The sequence below is a fragment of the Labilibaculum manganireducens genome (assembly GCF_963665805.2).
GTDB lineage: Bacteria > Bacteroidota > Bacteroidia > Bacteroidales > Marinifilaceae > Labilibaculum > Labilibaculum manganireducens.
Genome location: NZ_CAXXEE010000003.1, coordinates 1,230,276 through 1,252,232, shown reverse-complemented (window position 1 = coordinate 1,252,232; position 21,957 = coordinate 1,230,276). Strand labels below are relative to the sequence as shown.

At 36.0% G+C, this 21,957-nt stretch carries 8 protein-coding genes and 1 pseudogene; 2 read left to right on the top strand and 7 right to left on the bottom strand.

The window, feature by feature from the left end:
- Nucleotides 1-20 precede the first annotated feature (20 nt).
- The 3 genes from ACHZAX_RS04735 to ACHZAX_RS04725 form a co-directional block, all read right to left on the bottom strand.
- Complete coding sequence (locus ACHZAX_RS04735; protein ID WP_320018222.1) at nt 21-2,150, bottom strand: hypothetical protein; 2,130 nt, start codon at nt 2,148-2,150, stop codon at nt 21-23.
- A gap of 805 nt (nt 2,151-2,955) precedes the next feature.
- Nucleotides 2,956-5,022: a RagB/SusD family nutrient uptake outer membrane protein gene (locus ACHZAX_RS04730; RefSeq protein ID WP_320018221.1), complete on the bottom strand. Its 2,067-nt coding sequence runs from the start codon at nt 5,020-5,022 to the stop codon at nt 2,956-2,958.
- Nucleotides 5,023-5,138: 116 nt separating this feature from the next.
- A complete protein-coding gene (locus tag ACHZAX_RS04725) occupies nt 5,139-8,378 on the bottom strand; it encodes a SusC/RagA family TonB-linked outer membrane protein (RefSeq protein WP_320018220.1) in 3,240 nt (1,079 codons plus the stop codon).
- Nucleotides 8,379-8,950: 572 nt separating this feature from the next.
- Here ACHZAX_RS04725 and ACHZAX_RS04720 point away from each other — a divergent pair.
- Nucleotides 8,951-13,219: a hybrid sensor histidine kinase/response regulator gene (locus ACHZAX_RS04720; RefSeq protein WP_320018219.1), complete on the top strand. Its 4,269-nt coding sequence runs from the start codon at nt 8,951-8,953 to the stop codon at nt 13,217-13,219.
- A 510-nt stretch (nt 13,220-13,729) separates the two neighbouring features.
- Nucleotides 13,730-14,599, top strand: coding sequence for a DUF4861 family protein (locus ACHZAX_RS04715; RefSeq protein WP_320018218.1), 870 nt, complete (start codon nt 13,730-13,732; stop codon nt 14,597-14,599).
- A 60-nt stretch (nt 14,600-14,659) separates the two neighbouring features.
- On the opposite strand, the pseudogene ACHZAX_RS04710 reads toward ACHZAX_RS04715, so the two are convergent.
- From ACHZAX_RS04710 to ACHZAX_RS04695, 4 genes and pseudogenes are all read right to left on the bottom strand, one after another.
- A pseudogene (locus ACHZAX_RS04710) lies at nt 14,660-15,100 on the bottom strand (GDSL-type esterase/lipase family protein); the annotation flags it as partial.
- 18 nt (nt 15,101-15,118) lie between these two features.
- The gene (locus tag ACHZAX_RS04705; protein WP_320018217.1) at nt 15,119-18,112 is read right to left on the bottom strand and encodes a glycoside hydrolase family 2 protein; all 2,994 of its coding nucleotides are present in this window, start codon (nt 18,110-18,112) and stop codon (nt 15,119-15,121) included.
- A 74-nt stretch (nt 18,113-18,186) separates the two neighbouring features.
- A complete protein-coding gene (locus ACHZAX_RS04700; protein ID WP_320018216.1) occupies nt 18,187-20,451 on the bottom strand; it encodes a rhamnogalacturonan lyase in 2,265 nt (754 codons plus the stop codon).
- 72 nt (nt 20,452-20,523) lie between these two features.
- Nucleotides 20,524-21,957: a rhamnogalacturonidase gene (locus ACHZAX_RS04695; RefSeq protein ID WP_320018215.1), complete on the bottom strand. Its 1,434-nt coding sequence runs from the start codon at nt 21,955-21,957 to the stop codon at nt 20,524-20,526.

Sequence of the window (21,957 nt, the reverse complement as noted above, 5' to 3'; positions counted from 1 at the left end):
TTTTGTATTTTCATTCCTGATTAAGGCATTACAGCCAAATCCTCCCATACCACATTCCAGGTTCCATCCTTAGGAAATCCGGGAGTGCCAATCGTATTGTTATCCCATCCTGCACACATCATGGAAACAGCAGTTAACAAACCACCATTACCAGGCAGATAAACCCTTAAACGATCATCCTGATAATTATGACCATTGATTAAATAAGTGTTGGTTCGTTTGTCCATTAATAAAGCTTCCACTGCTTTTTCAGGTTCACCCAATCTGGCCGCGCACATTGCTGTCATTGGATAATCCCATCCCCATGTTTTGTCCCAATTCCAGTTTTGTAAAATCCAATTAAGGGTGTTTTTCATATCATCCGGTCTTGCCAATTTACATTGAGGCAAAATCCCCAAAGCACCCAATACGGCTGGATGATCGGAAGTAAAACGGATATCTTGGTAAGTATCCAGAGCATCTTCTGCTGCCAGATACAAACCATCCTTTTCGGCTAACGGCGATAATTTATTGATTATATCATCCCATTTTTCATTTCTTTTTTCGCCTAATCGTTCGCGCCAATTTTGGGCAACTGACAAGGCATAATGCCAATAAGACAACTCGAATGGCGGATTAATAGTTTCTGCAGCCCTTAATGATTCCTGTGCAGGAATAATTCCTTTCAGAACATACCTGTCTCCCGTCTCATCATAAGTGGCAAACGACGCCATAAATTCAGCTGTTGCATTCACCAGATCTTTGTACTTGGTAAGGACTTCTTTCGAAGGATGACTGCGGTATACCAGCTCGCTCATGTAAATAAAATGAGGTTGCTGCCAAATTAAAAACGAACCTACCGAAGAAGGTGCTTCGGTGGCCGAAGGATCGGTCATTTTCATCCAGCGAACACCATCAAAGCCTTGTCGTTCGGCTATGGATTTTGCAACAGGATAAGCTGTAGAATACCAATCCAGACTTCTCTCCAATAAATCAGTACGGTTCCATAATGCAAATTGAACAGCATGCCACCAATGCATTTCCAAATGAAATTTACCGAACCAACTGTTGTAGGTTAAACCTGTTTCCTGTGGAGGAATGGATCCGGCACATTGTATCGCCATTAAATATTGAGATAAAATTACGCGTCGTTCCAATTCGCTCGCTCGTTTATCGGTACATTTCGAAAAATCAATGGCACCACCATTTTTCCAAAATGATTGCCAATATTCCGATGATTTCGCAAGAACATTGTCTAAAGTATCTGTATTATCATCAGGTTTCTCTTTCGAATAGGCACAGGTAAAAGAAAATTGATTACTGCCTGGCGATAAAACAAAATAATGAGGAGCTTTTTCATCCATCTGCGCCTTTCCTTCCCATTTAATTTTCACAAAATAACAGTCATTATCCAATGTTCGTTTCAACAGACAAAATCCATCACCTTGAGAAACGACCTCCGTTTTGTGTTTTTCGGGTACATCGCAATTGCTGGCATCATCCGAATGGTTTCCTGTTGGGTAAGGAAATTTAAAATTGATTTTTAACTGAGCCTTGCCAATAAGTGCTGATGATATTTGTGCCTGCACTTCGTCTATAGATGGATGACATGCTGTCTTCACCAAAACAGAATCAGAATCCAATTTAAATTGACTAAGCAGTAAACCATCCCACAATTTCAATTCCTGATGAATATCAGTGATATCATCAGAATTAACCGCACTCCCATCTTGATGACTTAATTCCAATCCTATATAGCCTAAATGCAAACGATGCGGATTTTTCCTAAACCAGTTGGCTGCATCATGCGCTCTTCCCGGAGTTTTACTTTGCACAGCATACAACTCATCTTTTCCTCTAAAATTGTAGGTTTTTAAAGCTTCTTCCGGCTTATAATTATTGGGATTAAGAAAACTATGCCATCCCCATTGTGACTGAGTTCCTAAAGGAACACCTTTTTTATAGTTGGTTGGAAAAGTTTGCAATCCTGTGGCATCTGCCGTAAAAGCAAAATTTCCATTCCCAACCGATAAAGAACTTAATTCGTCAATTTTGGTTACGACCGGATTATTTCGCGTTACTAATTCGTACCTGTTTATTTTTTCAGGCACTTTGTTTTGACAGGCGAATAAGGCCAAACAGGCTATTCCAATTAGTAAGAATTGTTTCATATGATTATAATTTGTTTTCATTTGCCATATGGAACTTACCATGCTGAAATAATCATCTCCCTGTGTGTAGAAAGCTTTATACATGGACGTTTCATATGTTTATTATTTGTTTTTCAGTTGCCATATAGCCTGTCCCGAACTTGTTTCGGGAGAACTTACCATGCCGGGAATAATCATCTCCCTGTGTGTCAAAAAATGTTTTGGCATGGACGTTTCATAATAGGATAAATTCTATATTATTTATGGATTTAATTTTCGTCATTTACTAAAAAAACAGACTTTGATTTTGATATAGATATGGAAACTCAAATCTAAGACATGAAGATAATGCATCGTATGAAGGATTGTACAAATCTATGGAATATTGTACGGGCTCATACTGCAGATCTAAATGGTTGATTTTACTGCATTTCTTAAATAATCAGGCTTATACTGGAAAATGATTTTCATATGATTATAACTGTATGTTTTTGCCATATAGCCTGTCCCGAACTTGTTTCGGGAGAACTTACCATATAATCATCTCCCTGTGTGTAGAAAGCTTTATACATGGACGTTTCATAACAGAAGAAGAAATAACACTCTTATTAGTAATTGGTATTTTAACCAACAGCACACAATCCACTCAAAACATTAATTATCAATAATTTACAAATAACCAACAACCCATTGTCAATATTGTTTTAACCAAAAACTATTTAAGACAAATACCACTGCCAGGCGCTGATTGCCCAGCAATGGTAATTTTGTTATTTTCCTAAACTAATTTTATATCAGGTAATTTAAAAACAAGAACCAATTATCATTAATAAAGAGGATGTTGCTGCCCCTCTAATCCTGAATTCACATCAATCATATTTTGATTTAATGGTAATAGTTCTACTTTATTTTTTTCTAATCCTCTAAATAGAGATTCAATCCATATTTCATCTGCATTTAAAGTTTTTGAATTGGATAAATCATCATTTCCAAACATGTCAAGTACGGTATATCCCTGGGTTTTCAAATCTGCTATTTCAGTATCAGATAATTCATTTTTATAACTCAAATAATTTACGGCAACAAGTGGATCTTCAAATTCTGTTGCTTTAATAGAATTATATGCTCTATACATGTCAGCATCATGATAAGATCCTGTATGGTTAGCTAATTTTATTAAATTTTGCTTCGTTTCTGTTAATGTTTCAAAAAGAATACCCCAGCGAATCAGATCCGTTCTTCTTAAACTTTCAAATCCTAATTCTAGTTTTCGCTCATTTATAATCGCTTTTTTAAATTCATTGTAAGTAGAGGGAATATCACCAATTTTAGACTCATCATTGTTAAATGCTCTCATACGTACAGCCTTTAAGGCTTTTTCAGCTTCAGTTCCAGGTGAACTATGCAACTCATTTTCTGCTTCAGCATACATTAACAAAACATCTGCATAACGTAACATAGGCCAATTAATATCACGCTTATTCACCGCAACACCAATCTCAGCTTTCCAGTCTACCCTAAATTTGCCTATGGTACATCCCGCATATGTACTTAGTTTACGCTCATCATCTGAATTAATATCATAATTGCAAATCGTTACATCTCTTCTGGTATCCCCATCGTTAAAATCGAACCAGTAGGTGGGAATAGCATGCATAGCTGGTTTTACCTTTGAATACATGCTATTAGGATGAGAATAAATACCATTCGTATAACCTATAGAATATCCATTCACGTTAGATCCATATTGACCTATTTCAAGCAAAGATTCAGAGTTATACCGGCCATTAACTAAGTCCCGAAAAACATCTGCATAGTTATTCTCCAATTCATTTTCCCCTTTTTGAATAACTTCATAACAAGCTTCGGAAGCTATCTTATAAAGCTCATTAATTCTTTCTACATCAGCTCTTTGAGCCAAAGTAACCGATCCTGAAGAATACGATTCCAGATCCCATCTTAATGAATATCCTGCCCCATATAAAGCGGCTCTGGCCAGTATACCATAAGCTGCATTTTTTGAAAATCGTTCAGGGGTTGGATATACACCCTGGCTTTTCCAGGGAAGTAATTCTGCTGCTTTTTGAAGATCCGAAATAACTCCGTCCATAATAGTATCGCGGCTTACTCTTGATGAGGTAAACGTATCCATATCTTCAACAGGTTTTGTTGGATATGGCACATCACCAAAAAATCTAACAATATTCATAAGATTCATACCTCGTATGGCATATACTTCACCCAACAAATAATCAATATTTTTTTGATCGGCAACAGAGCTCCCCTCTCGCATCGCTGTAAGCTTCTTTATACAAACATTAGCATATTCAATACCTGCATATAAGGCTGTATATGTTGATGAAGGAATGTTTGAGGTGGTGTAAACGTAGTTTCCAATTTGATTTTTTGAATTGGTATCACCTTCACTTGATATGCACTCGTCGGTACCCATACCCAATTGGTAATACAATTCACGGTTAAAAGTATTTGGATAACAGGCTAAAACCGCCATTTCAGCTCTGCTGACAGATTCAAAAACTGAACTACTATCGAATTTCGATTCCGAAGGCATATCTAACCAGTCTTCGCAGGAACTAAGTGTAAAACTCAGCAACAAAAGAATCATTATATAACTTATATTTATTTTTTTCATCTGTTTATAATTTGTTTTGATTTGCCATATAGCCTGTCCCAAACTTGTTTCGGGAGAACTAACCATGCTGGAATAATCATTCCCCTGTGTGTTAAAATCACTTTGATATGGTCGTTTCATATGATTATAATTTGTTTTCATTTGCCATATAGCCTGTCCCGAACTTGTTTCGGGAGAACTTACCATGCTGAAATAATCATCTCCTTGTGTGTCAAAATTGCTTTGGCATGGACGTTTCATATGTTTATAATTTTAAGTTTTTGTCATATAGCCTGTCCCGAACTTGTTTCGGGAGAACTTACCATATAATCATCTCCCTGTGTGTAGAAAGCTTTATACATGGACCTTTCATATGATTAGAAAGTAAGATTTAAACCCAAAACACAACTTTTTGCTCTTGGGTAAGCAGAATTATCAATACCTCTTGTTAACAAATTCGAAGTAGCAGATACTTCAGGATCGTATCCTGAGTATTTCGTGAACGTATGAACATTATTTAAAGTGCAATAAAACCTAAGGCTATTCACTTTCATTCGTTTTAGGATCTTGGTGGGTAAGGTATATCCCAATGTAATGTTGTTTATCCGCAAAAAGGATCCATCTTCAATATAATAATCCAATGCATCGGTGATGGCTATTTTATTACTTGAGTTTAAACTCCACATAGCATCGCTATTGTGCTGCTGAGGATTAAGTCCTGCCAATTGCTGCAAATTTGTTGTTTCTTTTCCTGTTGTAGGATCCACCAATACAAAGCGGTCTGCCATAACAGATAATGAATTTTGATTTGGCAGATAAGGACCGATGAATCGCTGCGAATTCATATTAAACACATCATTTCCGTAGGAGAAACTCATAAATGCTGAAAAATCAAACCCTTTGTATTTAAAGGTATTTACTATACCTCCAGTAAAAAGAGGCTCAGCATTACCAATTACTTTTCTATCATCTGTAGACCAAACAGGGTTTCCATCATCATCCGTATTGCCTTCTGTAGTTTTATATTTTACATCTCCAGGTTTTATTGAACTTCTTATTTTTCCCTTCAAACTAGGTACACCATCATTTAAAGAATAAGATCCATCTGAATTTTGAGAAAAGTCATCTGTAGTATATACACCATCATACTGATAACCATAGAACTGACCTAAGGGTTTACCAACTTCTATTAGAAAATCAATACGAGAGTCATAATTTTGCTTAAAATAATCATCCTTATCATCACCGTATATTGCCAATACTTTTGATTTATTAAATGAAATATTGAAATCGGTAGTCCATTTAAAATTATCATTCTTAATATTAGTCGTATTTAGCACAAACTCATATCCTCTGTTTCGAATTGATCCAATATTTTGATATTGATAACTATAACCTGTTGATGTTGGTATTTTATTTTTTATCAGAAGATCATTTGACTTGTTATTATAGAACTCTGCAGTTAAATTTACTCTGCTATTAAAAAATGAAACATCCAGACCAATATTTGTAGATTTTGTGGTTTCCCATTTTAAATTTGGATTCCCTACTGTATTTCCGGGCTTTAAACTTACAACCTGCTTGTTGTCAACGGCATAAAAACCAGACTGATAATCGGTAGCATACATATTATTGCTAATATTGCAATTACCGGTAGTTCCATAACCGATGCGCAATTTTAAATTGTTAAGCACATCCATATTACTCATAAAAGACTCTTCTGAAACCCGCCATGCTGCGGATACGGATGGGAAATATCCCCATTGTTTCCCTTTTGAAAATTTAGAAGAACCATCTCCTCGAATTGTTGCGGTTACTAAATACCTTTCATCAAAATTGTAGTTTAACCGGCTAAAAGCTGACACAAGTCCATTTGAACTTTTCCCGGATGAATATGAATATACCTGACCAGCCATGCTGACATCATTTAATCCAAAGTTATTTTCAGGAAATTCATAGTACGTGTTTTTTAAATCCATCGACTCGGAATAGTATGTTTCCTGTCCCAATAACACATTGAATTTGTGAGCACCTGTTTCTCCTTTCCATGTTAGAGTGTTGGTAACCTGCCAACTATATTTTTCGCTGTTGTCCCTATTCCCATAAGGTCCTTTATTGTTTTGGGCTGATTTTGTACGTCCGTCATCCCAAGATTCGGATCTTACCTGCTGCCACAAATAACTACCTGCTGTTCTGAATTTAATATTCTTATTAATGTCAATATCCAATGAGGCATTGGTGGTATACAAGCGCGTATACTTTGTCTTGGTAACCGCATCATTTGTAATTAAAGGATTGTAAATGTCGTATTGAGAATCAATATCCTGCATTTCATCACTAATATCTGTATTAATTAATTGATCATCGGTATACAATACACCTCCAGTTACAGGCTGCAAAATTGACATTTTCAATAAACCTCCTAAAGAACCTCCTCCTTCTAATTTTGTTCCTAAAAAGCTTGAACTAAATGTAAGGTTAATTCCTTTTCGTAACTCGTGGTTGATTTTAGCCCTTATTCCATTTCGGGTATAACCTGATTTATCAACCAAACCATCCTGACCCGTATAATTGTAACTCAACATATATTGGGTTTTTTCGCCACTACCGGTAATGTTCAGATTGTGATTTGTCATTTTTGCAGTACCACCAAAAACAACATCCTGCCAATTGATACCAGGGACAGAACCATATTGACTTTGAATGCGGTCGTAAGCACCGGTATAAAAATTACTATTGGAGATATCGCCTCCATAAACATTAGCCCAGTTATTAATTTGTCCGTTTAATGTTTGAAACTCATATTGATACTCAACATATTCTTGTGTATTCAACAGATTTAACTCGGAACCCAGCTTTTCAAAACTAACGTAAGCATTGTAATTAACTTCTGTTTTTCCTTTTTTACCAGATTTGGTGGTAATAATAACTACTCCATTCGAACCTCTTGCTCCGTATATCGCTGTTGCAGAAGCATCCTTCATTACATCAATCGATTCAATATCATTAATATCGATATTTTTTAAACCATCATCCATTTGGAAACCATCCACAATATATAATGGAGAAGAGCCTTGAGTAATAGACGTACCTCCTCGTACAACAATATTTATATCTGCTCCGGGAGCACCACTTTGAGTAATCACACTCACCCCAGCTATTTTTCCTGTAATGGCTTGCGCTGCAGTAGTTACCGGAACCTGAACAAGCTCCTTCCCTCCCACAGAACTTACAGCACCGGTTAAATCTTTTTTTCTAGCCGTTCCGTAACCAATAACAACGACTTCATCCAATTCTGAAATCTCTTCTTTTAATTGAATATTAATGGTGGTGGCATCATTAACTACAATCGTTTGTGTAATTAAGCCAACAAATGAAAAAGTAATTTTTGAATTTTTACCAGCAACCGTTATGGAATAATTACCATCAATATCAGAAAGAGTTCCGTTTGACGTCCCCTCTTCAATAATAGTCACGCCCGGTATGGTAGTAACTCCGTCTGTAACGTTTCCGGAAACAGTAATTTGAGAGATGGCATTAAAACTAAATCCATACAAGATGATAATTAAAACCAACCACCGTTTCACGATACGTGTTTTGTTTGTGTGCTTTTTCATAGAAATACTATTTTATAAACTTATTTTTTAGTGGATAAAAAATTATCTGTTATTTATATCCGCTAAAACTACGGTCACGAGTATTCGTATCAAATACACTATTGTCCAAATCACTACAATATTGTACATCTCAACCCGTACACAAAAGCACAATAGTCTACATACATGCAACTTACAAAACAATACATTCACTATTGTACATGAATGATTAAGAACAAACAAAACATAAAAAGCAGGGTGGATAGAATGAATCTACGGAAGTATCTCCATCAAAATAATGATAAGTATGTGTATTTTTTGCATCAACAGATTAGCTTAAACCCAAAACATGACTATTTTTACAAGCCTATATAAATATCAATCAGCGAATACTCATTCAATCCAATTATTTTTTTATAATCGTTTTATAGAACCTATTTGTAAATGCAATATTTACATTCCGTTTGTTACGATACAAACCTTTCTCTTGAACTTTATAAACTGGAATCCAACTCGTATCAATAAAAACGAATAAGAGATCATACGTTTACCGGAAGCGTATAAATTGAAGATTTAGCCAAAAATGAAAACAAATGAACATTAAGTATTTTTTTCTTAGTTGCTTTTTATTTATCTATCTAAATGTAAGTGCTGAAAAATCTTTCAGAATACAAAACTTAACCACTAAAGATGGTTTATCACAAAACACCATTAGTTGCATTCTGCAGGATAAACAAGGATTTTTATGGTTTGGATCATTAAATGGTTTAAATAAGTACGATGGAGATGAGTTTACGGCTCTTCAGCCGAGCTATGGACAAACCACCACATTATCCGACAGCAGAATAAAAAACATTCGCGAAGACAAATTTGGGTATTTATGGATCCAAACCAATATAGATCATATAAATTGCTATAATCCTCAATCAGAAAGCTTTATTAGCCTTAATTCTGCAAATAATCAATATGCAAATATTTACTTTGCTCAATCAGGAGATGTTTGGCTTTGGGGAAATAAAAACGATTGCCTCAAGCTTACTCACACCCCAAAAGGACTGGAATCAGAGTCTTTTGGAAATAATTCATTAGGCTCTGGTACGGTTAATTTTATTTCAGAAGTGAAATCCGGAGAAATATGGATTGGGACACATAACAAACTATTCTGCTTTAAAGACAAGCAATTGAAGCTACTCATTGAAAATTCCAATTTTCATTCCATCATTGAAAATGGTGCTTTTGTTTATGTTTTTACCGATAACAACAAAATGTACAAAATAGATAAAGAATCGCATAAAATTACCAATGAGGTAAAGCTTCACTTTCCTATTCATAGTTCGCTGCACAACACAGCACTTCTTTCCTTAAACAACATACTTATCACCACCCATGAAGAAAGCTATGTTTTGAATACGCAAACGTTACAAATTCACTTGGCAAATTCACTTTTTAAAGGTCAATCGCTTAAAAATGCCTATACTCAAATGGATAACAAAAATCATATCTGGGTTTATAACAAAAGCGGTGTTATTTGGCAATACAATTCTGAGCAACATAGCTTTAAGTCCTTTGAATTAATACCACCATCCATTATTTCCAATATTGACATGGAGCGTTATTCAATTTATCACGATTCAAAAGATATGATTTGGATATCAACCTATGGAAACGGTTTGTTCGTTATTCAACAAAAAAACAATGAAATATTTCATTTAAAACATCATAAAAATGAGTTTGATGGACTTCGGACAAATTTTTTACTATCCATAACTGAAGACCGCAGTGGAAATATCTGGTTAGGAACAGAATATGCCGGGATATCAAAAATAAATTTAATTGAAAACAAATACCAATCATTTTATCCCGGGCACAAATCATCAAGTGATGAGGACAATATAGTGAGGCTGATTTATGAAGATGAAAAAGAGAATGTTTGGCTGGGCACCAAAAGCGGACAATTATATATCTACGACAAATTTTTTTCGTTGATAGCCAAACATCAGATTAAAGGCGGAATGCCTTATATCCTTGCAGCAGATACCAAAAGAAATAAATGGATCGGAACAAAAGGAAATGGGTTATTAATATTTGATAATAACTGCTTTACAAGCTATAAGACTTACAAGAAAGAGCTTATTAATTTAGATCTGCAAGCAGATAAAATATATGCTGTCTGCAAAGACTCTAAAGGAAGAATGTGGCTGGGAACATTTGGATTTGGCCTTCTTTTAGCCAAAGAGCACAATGGCACATTGGAACTAATCGATTTTCCGGAGTTAAGAAAGAAACAAACCAGAATCCGAACCATTATTCAGGATAAAAACGGTCAAATGTGGCTGGGTGGAAATAACGGCTTACTTACCTTTGATCCTGATTCCATACTACAAGATAAATCAAAATTTAGTCATTATCAGTTTAACAACAGAGATGATGCTTCACTGAGTAATAATGAAGTAAAAACAATATTTGAAGACAGCAAAGGCACCTTATGGATCGGCACATCAGGAGGTGGCTTAAATAAAATCATCAAAAGAGAAAATAAACATTTGCATTTTGAGCATTTTACAACAAAGCAAGGACTCGTAAATGATATCATACAAGGGATTCAGGAAGATGAAAACCAAAACCTGTGGATTAGTACCGAAAGTGGTATTTCATTATTCTTTCCTCAAGAAAATCATTTCGAAAATTATTCTTTGTCATCCAAATGGGAAGGAGACCTATTTTGTGAATCGGCCATTTGCAAAAACAAAAACGGAGCAATCTATTTGGGCAGTTATGATGGTTTTTATACCATTCAGCCCGACAGTATTAAAAATCATTCAAATTCAGAACCAATTATTCTTACCGAACTTTTTATTAACGGAACTAAAATGTTACCTGAAGGTAAAATATCTCCCTTATCCCAATCCATATCTTCAACCAAAGAAATCAATCTTAAGCACAATCAACATTCTTTTACCATTCAATTTGCGATATTAAATTATCAGAATACGAACAGATACACCTATATATTAGATGGTTTTGAAACACAATGGAACCCATCAACACAACACAACCAGGCAACCTACCGAAATATACCACCTGGTACATATACATTTAGGGTAAAAGGAAGTAACCACATGGGGACGTGGGGTGAAAATGAAACAGAACTTTTAATTACCATCGAACAACCCATCTGGCGTTCAACTAAAGCCATCATACTCTATTTTATTTTGGTGATTGTTATTGGTGCAATTGCTCTCAAAATAAACAGAAAAATATATCATTTGAATGCCGCCATTCAATTCGAACATCAATTAAGCGAATATAAAATTCGGTTCATTACAAATATTTCGCATGAATTTCGTACGCCTTTAACCATTATTCGAAGCACAATTGAAAATTTAATGGCACAAAAAGATATGGCGGAAAATATCAAAAAACACTTGCTTTTCCTCGATAAAAGCTCAAGAAGACTATTAAGACTGACCAACCAATTTCTTGAATACAGGAAGATACAGAACGAGCAGGCTAAACTTGAATGCGAACCAACCGAAGTTGTCGCTTTTTTTGAAGATATTTTTTCCACCTTTGAAGAACTGGCCGAAAGAAAAATATTGTCTTTTGATTTTGCATCCAATCTTCCCTCATTTGTTATGCAATTGGATAAAGAGAAAATGGAAAAAGTAGCCTACAACTTATTATCCAATGCATTTAAATTTGTTAACAGAAAAGGGAAAATAAGCTTCCTTCTCAATATTAATCAAGAAATAAATACCCTTTGCATTAGTGTTTCGGATAACGGCAAAGGAGTACCAAAAAAAGAACAAGGATTGTTGTTTACACGATTTAAACAGATTTCACCATCCGAACCTGGCATTGGTATCGGTTTAAATTTATCCTACGAAATAATAAAACTACATAATGGCAGCATTCAATACACCGAAACTCCCGGTGGAGGAGCAACTTTTATTGCCTCTATACCTATTCTTACTAATACCGAAACAAAAGTAATCCGTCATCAGCAACAGGTTTTGCTGCCAACCAATCCTGAAATAATAGAATTGGAAAGCAATCCCTTAACTACTTTGTCAGAAAAAGAATTAGAGCGGTATAAGAATTTTAAAGTATTAGTGATTGAAGATGATCCTGATGTTTCCGATTATTTAAATGACTTTTTGCAACAATATTTTAAAGTAATTGTTGCTGTAAACGGTCTTGATGGAATAAATAAATGTAGTCTGGTGAATCCTCAATTAATTATTTGCGACGCGATGATGCCTAAGATGGATGGTTTTCAAGTTATTAAACGAATAAAATCCGATTTTCAAACCTGTCATATTCCCATTGTGATGTTAACAGCTTATGTTAGTTCTCCTTACCAACTTAAGGGAATTACAGCTGGAGCTGATGCCTATATCACGAAACCTTTTAGTTCTCAGTATTTGATCATGCGTATGGTGAAATTATTAGAACAAAGACATACCTTGCAACAAAAATACGCCATGGAACCTGGCGTAAGCTCCTTACCCAATTTTACTGTTAATAAGGACAATAAATTTATAAAAGAACTGAATTTGATCATAAAACAAAACATTTCTAATACTGATTTTTCTATTAATGAATTTCACGAGAAAATGTCGATGGGGAGAACCATATTTTACAAAAAGGTAAAAGGTCTAACCGGTTTTACACCTAATGATTACATCAGAGTTATTCGAATGAAAGAAGCTGCAAAATTATTAACTACCACTAAACTTAATGTGTCGGAAGTAGCCTATAAAGTAGGAAGTAGTAATCCTTTTTATTTTAGTAAATGTTTTAAACAACAATTTGGGGTATCTCCTTCTGTTTATATTAAAAATGGAAGTGCTAAAAGTTAGTTTTAGAATAATAACTGAGCATAAACACACTTAGTATTGAGCCAGCAAAATATGCTTGATAATGTTATTTTGATGCTCTTTTTATATTAGTAGTTCCAAGGCAGCACCAAAAATAATTAGTAATTTTAGTAGCTCATAATTTAGGATCTTTTATTAAAAAATTGATTCAATTTTATTAAAATGTATTTTTTTAATCACAACATAATTTCATATGAAACGTCCATGCCAAATCGATTTTGACACACAGGGAGATGATTATTTCAGCATGGTAAGTTCTCCCGAAACAAGTTCGGGACAGGCTATATGGCAAATCAAAAACAAATTATAATCATATGAAACGTCCATGTATAAAGCTTTCTACACACAGGGAGATGATTATATGGTAAGTTCCATATGACAAAAACTTAAAATTATAAACATATGAAACGTCCATGTATAAAGCTTTCTACAAACAGGGAGATGATTATATGGTAAGTTCCATATGGCAAATCAAAAACAAATTATAATCATATGAAATCAACAATCTTATCCATTGTATTATTTGCAATGATCAGCTGTTCTGTAATAGGACAAAACCTTACCGATGCCAGCTTATTTCTTAGAAGCGACTCTGTTTACACCAATATGATTCAGGAAGAATCCGGTGACTTATACAAAACAATAGGACATCACGGACCTGCTGTTGAAAATGAATGGTTGGCAATTCGCTTGTATTTTAATAATAAAGCTACTTCGATTGATGTTTACAACAAACAAAAAAAAGGTCTCGAATTAAAGAATGCCAAATGGTATCCTTCCGAAAAAGAACAGAAAAAAGGTCTGGGTGCTGATTATTATAAAGTAGGATCTACAGTTGGACTTGGAGGTGTTCGCCTTTGGGATGGAGAAAATGTAGTGCTTTTAGCTCCTGTTTCGAATCGTATCGCCACCGTTAAAAAGGAAGCCACTTATTCTCAAATGGAAATGTTATCAAAAGATGTTCCATATAAAGGAAAAAAGATAGATGTATTGGTTCGTGTAACCGCTTACACCGGAATTCGGGAAATGAGAGTGGAAGCTTTTGCTTTAACAGATGAGGATGTTCAGTTTGTTACCGGAATTAACTACCACAAAGGACAAAAAGTTGAAAAAGCCGATAATTATATGATTGCATGGGGTTATCATCCTGAAGATGTAGCTGCAGAGAAAATTCAAGTTGGAGCTGCAATAATGATTAATCCAGATGATTATCTGGACAGAAAAGATGATGGAAAACAACAACTTTACATCTCAAAACCAACAAAATATTTAAGCTCTTGGGTAACCTCCACTATTGAAAAAGATAAAAAAATGGGAACCTTTGAAAAATTTAAAGCATACGTTGTTAAAACTGCAAAATAAATTCTACAAGTAAGGGGCCATAAAGCCCCTTACCTTTTTCCTTTTAAAACAAAAAGATTGTTATTCCTTTTCAAGTATCGATTTTATCGTATCTGCCCAAATTTGATATCCTTTCTCGGTCGGATGACAATAATCTCCAGCTATTACTCTTGTCAGAATTCCCTCCTGCGTTACTAATCGCGGACCAATATCCACTAGTTTAATGTTGTTTTTCCGTGCAAACTGCTCCAATTTGATATTGATTTTATTAATTAGCTGTCGTCTCGGATGATCAGGTTTTTCTTCCCTTGGAAAAACAGACATTAAGATGATTTTAGCTCCTGGAACTTTAGATCGAACACGTGAGTATCCGGCCACTATCTCCTCTACAATTTCATCAGCCGTATTTGCCCGGGCATTAGATGTCTGACTGGTATTATTCGTACCTATATGAATGATTACAGTCCGGGGATGCAAACCATCCAATTCTCCATGATCCAAACGCCACAAAACATTCTGTGTGCGATCCCAGCCAAATACTTAGGGTAAATCAAGTAATGTGAAAAAACCAACTTCAACAATTCTTAACTGCCCTTGTGACTTATAAGCATTGGGATCTTTATACAAATCCAATTCTTTTTGCCCGGTAATTTCTATAATTTGACCAAAGGCATCTTCTTCTTTGCTTGTGCCAATTAATTGAATTGTCACTTCGCTTCCTTTCATTTTCTTCAATGGCAATGTAACATATCCAAGGCTTCGCTGTGTGGTATCACAAAATACTTCATGTCCATCTACCAAAATTCGAATGGGATACTGCCTCATTCTCCAGCCGGTTAATTTAATAACGCACTCATCAATTACAGCCGGTTTTGATAGCTTATAAGTAATCCAACCTGCAGATAATTGACCATCGTTTCCCCACTCGCTTAATTCATTATCGTCAAAACTGTATATAGCTTCATCTGAATTGGCTCCCGCTTGTGCACTTTCAATGAGATTTTCAACCCGCGAAACTGAATATGAAGGAGTATCAGGAGTAGCTCCTCGCTCTAAATAAACACCCAAACCATCTGAGGGTAATTCTTTAGTCAAACCATCCACAAGCTCAAAAGGTTCTGTTTGCAAACTAACTGAACCTGATTCTAAATTTTCACTTGTTGCAACTAAATTAATAATGCCTGCTTTTGTAGTCGATCGAACCATAACTCTGTTTATACCACACTCAACAGGTAATACTTCAGATAGGATGTAATTATTGGAACCTTGGGCAATTCCGCCCAACCAAGTGGCTTCTCCATCCAAATGAAAATTTATTAAATTATTAGCCAGCGGACATCTTTTCCCATTTAAATCAACTACTTCTATATCTATTAGGGCAATATCAGTACCGTTTGCTTTCATGCCTGCAGGATTTACATGTTTAGTAAGACGTATCGATTTCGGTACACCAACTGTTTCTATCGAATCAGAACTCACCTGCACATTATCCTCATTATACGAAATAGCTTTTATAATCCCAGACTCCCAATTTATGCTATCAAATACAAAAAGAAACTGATGGCTCTGTTTTCCAAATCCTTTGGATTTACCATTGACAAATAATTGAACTTTATTGCCTGAAGAGACCACATATATTGGTTTACATATAGTATCATTATAATTCCAATGTCCAATAATGTGAGTCCGCTGCTCTTCTACATCTACCCATCCATCCCACATCACTTGATGCGCCCAAAAGCCATCTTTGGGAATACGCATTGCATCCACTTCCCCACTTCTTCGGTAATTTTCAGCTCCTCTGAAATGAGTTTGAGTATCAGAAAAAACGATATTAACTCCTCCAGAACTTACACGTGTTCCTGTTCCTGGACGCATTTCATAATAATCAAACCAACGTATCACATCCTCAATAGCATGTGAGTCCTGATTTCGATTATAATCGCTGGCATCTTTATTCTTATACAACGGACCATCGCCATTTTTATGATATGGATAAGAGTAGTCATCCCAATATTTTCGTAAACCTTCGTCGCGAGAATATTCCATAGCCCACATAGGAATATCGCCACTCTTGTTAATGTATAGCATTTCCCCTCCATACTCAGCCACCTTACTATCAAGCATTTCACGTCCTCCAATGGCACGTCCTCCAAAAGGATCATATTTATCACGAATGGACTTTAATTCAGTCATGTGCTCTTCACTAATTGATTCATTACCTCCTTCATAGAATACAATGCTTGGATTATTCCGATTATAAATAATGGCATCTCTCATTAATTCAACTCGTTGCCCCCATCGTCGGTCATCGATATCTTTTTCAGCATCACCAGCTGGCATAGCTTGTATTAAACCCACACGATCGCAACTTTCAACATCTTGTTTCCAAGGAGTCACATGCATCCAACGAACCAAATTTCCATTACTCTCTACCATTAATCGGTTAGAAAAATCACTCATCCATGGTGGACATGACATCCCAATAGCAGGCCATTCATTACTTGTACGTTGAGCATAACCTTTCAGCTGTAATACTCGATCGTTTAAATAAAACATACCGTCTTTAAAAACTGTTTTTCTAAAACCTGTGCGAATCACAACTTCATCAACGACTTTTTTATTTATAAGTAAAGAGGTTTTTACATCGTACAAATACCCATAACCCCAGCTCCAAAACTCAACATTAGTAAGAGGAGATGACGATTTTAAAATTGCAACAGCATTTGATCTAATTAAGGACTCTTCTCCTGCAAACTCTCCTACAACTATTCCATTTACATCTTTAATTTCAATTTTCAATTGAACTTTCTGACTTTTGTCCAATTCATTTTTCACTTGTGTTTCAACATTTAATAAAACAGATTTCTTTTTAACATTAATTTTGCTGGCATAAACATAAGTACCCGTAGTCTCCAAATTAGAATATACAGGCAGTGTTTGATATACTTTATTAGTTACATGCAAATAAACATTCTTTGGAATTCCCCCATAATTGGCATTAAAATTATCATTATTCCACTGATATGGGAAACCTGATAATCTTTCTTTATATTTCCAATCATTATCTGTTCTCACAGCAATTACATTGTCTTTATTCCCAAAATAGAGGTATTCCGAAATATCGAAACCAACTGCCATCACACCATTTTCATGAAAACCAACATGTTTTCCATTCACATAAAAATCGGCTCCCTGACGCACCCCTTCAAACTCGATAAATACTTTTTTGTCTTTGTCTGATTTTGGTAACTTAAAATGTTTACGATACCAAGCTATTCCGGTTGATAATTCATGGATGGAAATTTTAAATGCTTCATCCTGATTCCATGCATAGGGTAGGGTTACTTTCTTCCAGTTTGAGTCATTAAAATCGGGCAGACTAGCTTTTGTTGTATTACCAATCATAAGAAGCCATTCTGAATTAAAATTATATTTCTTTCGAATTGGATCTTTTGCCTTTGCTGCTATATGATTTGCAAATAATATAAAAATCAACAAACACAATCGTAACATATTTTTAACCAATATCATTAAGTCTTATTTTTAAAATTTACATTTCTTCTGAATAGAATAATACTGTCTGTTTTAACATTAATAAAACGGTTTTAAAACGACTTATTCTTCTTAGCAAATATTACAACAACATCATCCGCAAATACACATCCTTTATAAAGAACCTGCAGCTTAACTTTAATTGGTTGATCTGCTGAATAATCTTTCGACTTAAGAGTAAGCGACCTGTCTGATTTTATCTCTGCCCCGTTTACTGTCCAAATATACTTATCGTAATCGTAGCCGGCATCTAATGTGTAAGTTTCCTGCGAACACGCAATTGTATCAAGAATAATTCTTTGAGCTTCTTGGTAACGGGTATTCATGCCATTGGCTTTTCCATCCTTGGCTTTACCCGATTTAGAATGTGCTCCTCTTTGAAGCCGGTATTCATTGTTCCAAAATTTCCCTAAATCAGATCCCAAATAGAAACCTGGCTGTGTAGGTTGGTTGTAGCTAATGTTTTGATCAGCCACGCTAAGCCGGTAGATATGATCACTCAGCAAGGTGTTAAAACGATAAGAAGTACTGTAATTGGTCATGTACAAGCGAAGTTCTTTGTTATCTTTTGTTCGAACCAAAATTTCTTCACGCCAATCTCCCACCAAGTCAGCTTGCAGGCAAGGGTTCCCTTTCGTCCAGTTATTGGCGGTTAAGTCTTCACTAAACGGGATCGGTAAATTTATTACACCATCACCAGTCCATTTTGTGATACCAACAAATTCGCGGCCAGTAACACTCGATCCATCCAACAATTCACGGTTTAAATCACCATCCCACCAAATGCCCATATTAATTGACGGAGTGTTTGCGGTAATAAATTTTCCATTGGCAGTATATACTCCTCCTGAATGAGTTGTCCATAATTCGCAGCCTTTAAATCGCGGATCGATATCAGCAGCCATAGCTCTTCCAACATCTTCGAAAGATGGAATGCCCCAAATATACTCACCTGTACAGGCATCACGTAATTCCGATCCGGCCTTAGTCGGAACATGTTCATGACAATCCCAAATTTCCAGTCCCGGTCGTTCAATATCAATATCCGTTAAGTGCAAGGCATCGCCATGCCCCAACTGTGTATTGTAACCACCTGTTCCATCTGCATTAATCAAACAAGCACCATAGGTAATTTCATCTTTCCCGTCTCCATTTACATCACCAATACTTAATTGATGATTTCCTTGTCCTTCGAAACTTTTGTATTCGCCATTGTTATCGGTTGTGCTAAAATGCCAGCGCTGCGTTAGCTTCCCATCTCTGTAATCCCAGGCTTCCAGTACTGTTTTTTCGTAATAGCCTCTGCATATTAGAATACTCGGACGCATTCCGTCAAAAAACCCCACTCCTCCTAAAAAACGATCTACCCGATTACCGGTAATGTCACCAAACTCATCAGGAGCTCCTCTCGAAATGTAATTCGCTCTTGCCAATTCTTTGCCAGTTGCCCCTTCTATTACAGAAAAAAATTCGGGTCCGGTAATTATTTTGCCATAAGTCCGGGACGAAGGATCTCTATCTACATAATCACTTACTCCATCCTTATTTACGTCACCAATTACCTGACCATCTCCAAATTGAGTTCCTTCAGCGGTTTTAACTGCAATCTCAGCCTTTCCATCCCCATCAAAATCGTATGCCATCATTTGTGTATAATGAGCACCTTGTCTGATATTAATTCCCAAATTAACGCGCCATAAAAAAGTCCCGTCAAGCTTGTAAGCTTCGAGCAACGGGCCTCCGTTACACACACCGTTGTGCGAATTATCATGACCGCTATTTTCACGTTTTAGTACAATGTCCAATTCTCCGTCTCCATCCAAATCGGCCACAGTTGCATCATTGGGACTGTATTGCCATAAACTGTCGCCAGGAAATGCTTGTATTGGAATTGATAAGTATGGATGATCGGCCATTTGCGGAGTAAGTACATAAGAAGCCAGCACATGATGTGTTTTAGCATCTTTTAAAACATAGGTTGTTGATGTTTTTGTATTTGCTAAGCTATCTTTAATAAAGGTACTTGCAGCTATTGGAGTTGCATTGAGCTTACGCTCTTTTTCATTCTTATTGATGCGATAAACATCAAACTGTGTTTCGGCTTTATCTTTTGGAAGAAATCTCCAGCTTACCGCTGCAATTCCATTTCCCTGATAAATGGCAACTAATCCTCTCCCTAAATTTTCCTTTTGAATAGATGGAGCATAATTTGGTCCTTTTACTATTTGGGAAGGTGTTTTTGTACAACAGGATTGCAGTACACCACAAAGAATTAGAACCAGAATTTTATCTGCAAACGAACCTAATGAATTAAACATGTTGTATCAAATTATATTGCAACTGCTTACCAAAGGGCTGCAATGGTGTTTACGATTATCGAAATATCATTTTTAGTGAGCTTCGAATGGTTTTTCTACCAATTTTCCATCTACTCTTACGCGATCAACATCGCAATTTTCTACATCATCCAACACAAATAAGGGACGTGCATCCTTTTGCTCAAAATAAAATCTGATATTCTCGAAAAATATATTTTTAGCATGTCTCACATAAAAACCTGAGGCTGGAATTGTTCCAAACATCCATGGTTCAGGATATGTTTTCTCGCTTTCGGGAGGTACAATTTTTCCATCTTCTGCAGTATAACCTCCTTTAAAATGAACATTGATATTTGAAAAAGAAACCTCTTCAACCTGGTGACCAGGCACACCACTTATGATGTTTGAAAATTGCGAATCAGCATTAAACACATTCACATTACTGATTTGAACTCTTCGTAGTTTTCCTACGGGAGTGCCTTTCGGACTGCGCTGACGTGCTCCCAAGCGAATGAAAAACGGCGAATTGCCCACATTGCGCATGGTAATATTCGAAACCACCACATCTTCGAGCCAACCTCCGTCAACAGCTTCAATGGCCAAACCTCTGCTTCGTTCGAAAATACAATTGGTGATGGCAATATTTTTAAAGCCTCCACTTGACTCAGTTCCTAATTTAATACGTCCGGTATTTGACCCGTGATCAGGTGCTACAGCCTCGTCGGTTTCCCACTTCGCCGTCAATACAGATCCTTTGTCGTAACCAGAAACAAAACAACCATTTATGGTTACATTCTCTGTATCTTTAAAATATCCCAAAGCATAACTCGATTTTAGAACAATGGCATCGTCCCATGGACAATTTACACTGCAATCGGAAATACGTACGTTTTTACAGCAATCAATATCAAAACCATCGCGGTTCGTATCTACTTTAAGATTGAGTACGTGCAAATTATCTACTCCTGTTGCTAAAATGGCAAAATGACCGCAGTTTAGCATCGCTGCATCCTTCACGGTAATGTTATGACACTCCTTAAATGACAGCGCTTTGTTGCCCACTCCCGGTAATCGGCTTTCTTCTCTTGTTAAGCCTTGCCCATTAATTAATCCATTACCGCAGATCGTTATATCGTGCTCATTAACAGCCCAAAATAAGGAATTTTCCCAGTGGCTGTGTCCAAAGTCCTGAAAAGGATTATCCGGATTTGGTTCAGCAATATCATAACCTTCCTTTTCGGAAGGGAAAGCCGCTAAAACTGTAGCACCAGATTCAATTTGAATAGTAATATTACTTTTTAAACGAATGGAATAGCAGGCATATGTTCCGGCAGGAATATAAATTGTTCCTCCTCCATTTTGAACCGCCTCTTCAATAGCGCTGTTAATAGCGGGAGAATCAATGGTAACACCATCTCCCTTAGCTCCAAAATCTTTAATATTATAAGTTTCGGCCTTTAAAGAGATACCGTATAGTAATGCTATAAGCAGGAATAATTGTCGCAT